3 protein-coding genes and 2 pseudogenes are annotated in these 4,259 nt (G+C 39.3%); all 5 read left to right on the top strand.

Annotated features, from left to right (window positions below; translation table 11 throughout):
• Window positions 1–150: 150 nt before the first annotated feature.
• A pseudogene (locus tag IC220_RS06275) lies at window positions 151–1,969 on the top strand (phage terminase large subunit family protein).
• 4 nt (window positions 1,970–1,973) lie between these two features.
• Complete coding sequence (locus tag IC220_RS06270) at window positions 1,974–2,207, top strand: gpW family head-tail joining protein (protein WP_188153626.1); 234 nt, start codon at window positions 1,974–1,976, stop codon at window positions 2,205–2,207.
• A gap of 40 nt (window positions 2,208–2,247) precedes the next feature.
• On the top strand, window positions 2,248–2,487 hold the full coding sequence (locus tag IC220_RS06265; protein ID WP_188153625.1) for a hypothetical protein: 240 nt from the start codon (window positions 2,248–2,250) through the stop codon (window positions 2,485–2,487).
• Complete coding sequence (locus IC220_RS06260; protein WP_188153624.1) at window positions 2,487–2,756, top strand: type II toxin-antitoxin system RelE family toxin; 270 nt, start codon at window positions 2,487–2,489, stop codon at window positions 2,754–2,756. Before IC220_RS06265 ends, IC220_RS06260 begins: the two co-directional genes overlap by 1 nt.
• Window positions 2,757–2,853: 97 nt before the next feature.
• Window positions 2,854–4,259, top strand: a pseudogene (locus IC220_RS06255) (phage portal protein); the annotation flags it as partial.

Genomic DNA, 4,259 nt, shown 5'->3' with positions numbered 1-4,259 from the left:
GAAAATGTCAATTGAGTTAGAAAGTGAAAGAGAGAGTCAAACTACATCAAGTAATGTTGAAATACAAAGTGAGGAGGAGGAAGATTTTGTAGATCACAAGATAGAAGAACCTGTTTTGTCCAGAGCAAGCAATGAACAATCAATAGCATTATGATATACGCAACAGCCTTTTATGCAGGATTAAAGCCAGATCCATTATTAAAGGTGTCAGAATGGGCAGATGAGTATAGAGTTCTTTCACAAACAGCATCATCAGAACCAGGAAAATGGAGAACAGAGAGAACTCCTTATTTAAAGGAAATAATGGACTCTTTATCACCTTCATCACCAATTGAAAAAGTAATCTTTATGAAAGGAGCACAGATTGGGGGAACAGAAGCGGGAAACAACTGGATAGGCTATATTATTGACCAGACTCCAGGTCCAATGTTAGTGGTACAGCCAACTGTAGAGATGGGAAAACGCTGGTCTAAAGGAAGATTTGCTCCTTTAATTGATAGCACGCCATGTTTAAAAGATAAAGTAAAAGACCCAAGATCAAGGGATTCAGGCAATACAGTGCAGAGCAAGGAGTTTCCCGGTGGAATTGTGGTAATAACTGGGGCGAACAGCAGCGTAGGCCTTCGTTCTATGCCAGTAAAATACCTCTTTCTCGATGAAATTGATGCGTATCCAGGAGACTCAGGTGGTGAAGGAGATCCAGTTTTGCTCAGCATAGCCCGAACTAATACATTTACGCGGCGAAAGATATTTTTGGTCTCAACTCCAACAGTGCATGGAATCAGCAGAATTGAAAAGGAATTTGAAAGCTCTGACAAACGTTATTTCTTTGTACCATGTCCACACTGTAACCATTATCAAGTTTTAAAATGGACGCAAGTTAAGTGGGAAGATAAAGACCCAAGAACAGCGCACTATGTGTGTATAGAATGTAACGGCAAAATAAAAAATCATCAAAAGACAGAAATGCTTTCACGTGGAGAATGGAGAGTAACGAACGAAACGAAAGGTGGAAAGATAGCAGGATTTCATATTTCAAGTCTTTACAGTCCAGTTGGCTGGTATAGTTGGAGTCAAGCAGTGGAGGATTTTCAGCACGCAAAAGAAAATGAGCAATTACTGAAGGTTTGGATTAATACTACGCTTGGAGAGACCTGGGTTGATAAAGGAGAAGTACCAGACTGGCGTCATTTATTTGAACGCAGGGAATCCTATACTATTGGTACAGTACCAAAAGGAGAAGTAGTCCTTACTGCAGGTGTTGATGTTCAGAAAGACAGAATAGAAGTAGAGGTTGTAGCTTGGGGAAGAAATCGTGAAAGCTGGTCAATAGATTATCAGGTATTTGAAGGAGACCCTGGAAAAGAATTTGTATGGAACAAACTTTCAGAGTTACTGAATCATCATTTTCTTGGTTCAGGTGGTCTTGAATATACAATTAGCATGATGGCAGTAGATGCAGGATACGCAACGCAGGAAGTATACAATTGGGTGAGAAGCCAGCAGAGCTCTGGTAAAGTAATGGCAGTAAAGGGAGTGAACAAAGCCCTAGTACCACTTAATAGCCCAAGCAGAGTTGATGTGACAGTGGCAGGTAAAAAGCTCTACAGAGGCATGAAACTCTGGCCAGTTGGGGTGTCAATTTTAAAGTCCGAGTTATTTCAGTTGCTAAATGTGTTACGAGACGGTGAAAAAGTTCCAGCAGGGTATTGCCATTTTCCAGAGTATGCACCTGAGTATTTCAAACAACTGACAGCAGAACAATTAATTACCAAAGTAGTGAACCAAGCAGGAGTGGCAGAAGATAAGAGACCGTAATGAAGCACTTGATTGCCGAATTTACGCCAGAGCAGCTTCTATAGCTTTAGGTATCGACCGCTGGCAAGATGATAAGTGGAGTAGTTTATGCAATAAAGCTGAAGGTAAGAAGTCAGCAAAGGTGAGAAAAAGCAAATGGATGGGCGAGTAAAAAAATGTACACCGAAGAATTTTTAGCACAAGTTGAACGAGCAATTCAGGAACTGCAAAACGGCAGAAGGGTGGTATCAATTGCTTACGGTGATCATGTGGTGAGGTATGCAGAGGTGCAAATAAATGATCTACTGAGTTTGAGGCAAAGGATTAAAGCTGAATTGAAAGCAGCAGGTCAAAAACCTAAACGAAAGATAGTGTTTTCGACGAGTAAAGGGATTGACAAAATTATATAAAAATGTTATATTCTATAGTTAGTATTCTTGGTTAATTAGTATGGCTCAAGTTCAGAAAAAACTCAATATTAATGTAAGTTTCGAGGGTGAATCTGCCCAGTATCTTATAGATATTGCAAATCTGGAAAATAAGACTGTGCAAGAGATTTTAGCGAGTTTTGTAAGAGAAGAGCTTGAAGAAGATAAGGAACTAGCTGAGATAGCTAATGAAAGCAATGATGATGCAGAAACTATTGACTATAAGGATGTCAAATGGAGATCTGATCACAAAGGTACTTAGTGAAACCTTATAAAATCAAATTTTTAAAGAGTGTTATTGAAGAGAATCTTCCAGCTTTGCCGGTAAAAATAGAGGCGAGAGTAAGGGAAGCAATGGATAAGCGTATTGCTGTAGATCCAGTTAACCTTGGTAAGGCATTACGTGGTAGGTTAGTAGGAAGTAGAAGATTAAGAGTGGGTGACTATAGAATAATTTATAGAGTGGATAAATTAGGACACACGGTAACTATTACAAAAATAGGGCACAGAAGTACGATTTACGAAAAGTAAGCTTTTGCACAAATTGTTAGCTATTGGAATATCCAAAGACTCAAGTATCTAGATTTGTGCAACAACTTGTTACACAGCTAACAACAAATGAGGCAAAATGTTACTCAAATCATTCAAACAACTATTCAAAAAACCAAAGATTAAAAGTTCAGCATGGGATGCATCAGGTTCAGGAAGAAGGGTAATGTACTGGCAGCCAGAAAGGAGTGGAATAAATAGTTTACTTGCTCATAGCATTGAAACCTTACACAGTCGCTCTCGTGACATGGTAAGAAAAAATCCATATGCAGCAAATATTATTGATACGATCGTTTCAAATTGTGTTGGCACGGGAATCAAGCCGCAATCAAAAGCAAAAGATCCAGAGTTTAGAAAAAAAGTTCAAGAATTGTGGCTCAAGTGGACCGATGAAGCAGATAGCTGTGGAGCAAGTGATTTTTATGGACTGCAATCCCTTGTATGTAGGAGTATGATTGAAGGTGGAGAGTGTTTTGTACGGTTGAGGAATCGTAAACCTGAAGATGGATTTTCTGTACCATTGCAGCTACAAGTACTGGAATCAGAGCATTTAGATAATAAGAGCAATCAAACACTTGCAAATGGGAATATTATTCGCAATGGTATTGAATTTAACCGACTTGGGCAGAGAGAAGCGTATTACCTCTTTCGAGAGCATCCAGGAGAAGGATCTTTTGGAGAATCTGTTAGAGTACCAGCAAGTGATGTACTTCATATATATAAACCCTTAAGACCAGGGCAAATTCGAGGAGAACCATGGCTTTCAAATGTACTTTTAAAACTCTACGAACTTGATCAATATGACGATGCAGAGCTGGTAAGAAAAAAAACTGCAGCAATGTTTGCCGGGTTTGTTACACGACTTGATCCAGAAGCAAATATAATGGGTGAAGGTGAAGCAAATGAGCATGGAGTAGCATTATCAGGTTTAGAGCCAGGAACAATGCAGCTTTTAGACCCAGGGGAAGACATTAAATTTTCAGAACCGTCTGATGTGGGTGGCAGTTATGAAGCATTCATGAGGCAGCAGTTAAGAGCTATAGCAATCGGTATGGGTATCACTTATGAGCAACTGACAGGTGATTTAACCAACGTAAATTATTCATCAATTCGGGCTGGATTAATAGAGTTTCGCAGAAGATGTGCGATGTTGCAGCATAATATCATGGTCTTTCAATTTTGCCGACCAGTGTGGAATAGATGGTTAGAACTTGCGACTTTATCAGGAAAACTTTCTGCCACAACTATAAAAGATAACCAAATGTTAAAAGATGTAAAATGGATACCACAGGTGGGTGGATCCGTTAAAAGACCAGCAGGCACAGCAGATGGCGGTGAGGAATGGATTTAAGAGTAGGTCAGAAGTAGTTTCAGAGCTTGGTTATGATGTTGAGGAAATTGATCAAGAAATAGCTGAAGATCAGAGGCGTTCCTATAGTCTCAATTTAATATTTGATTCTGACTGCAAAGAGAAACAAAGAGGTA

It is taken from the genome of Wolbachia endosymbiont of Pentalonia nigronervosa (assembly GCF_014534705.1).
Lineage (GTDB): Bacteria > Pseudomonadota > Alphaproteobacteria > Rickettsiales > Anaplasmataceae > Wolbachia.
The sequence above is the reverse complement of the archived record's forward strand: the minus strand, read 5'-3'. Positions and strand labels throughout refer to the sequence as shown.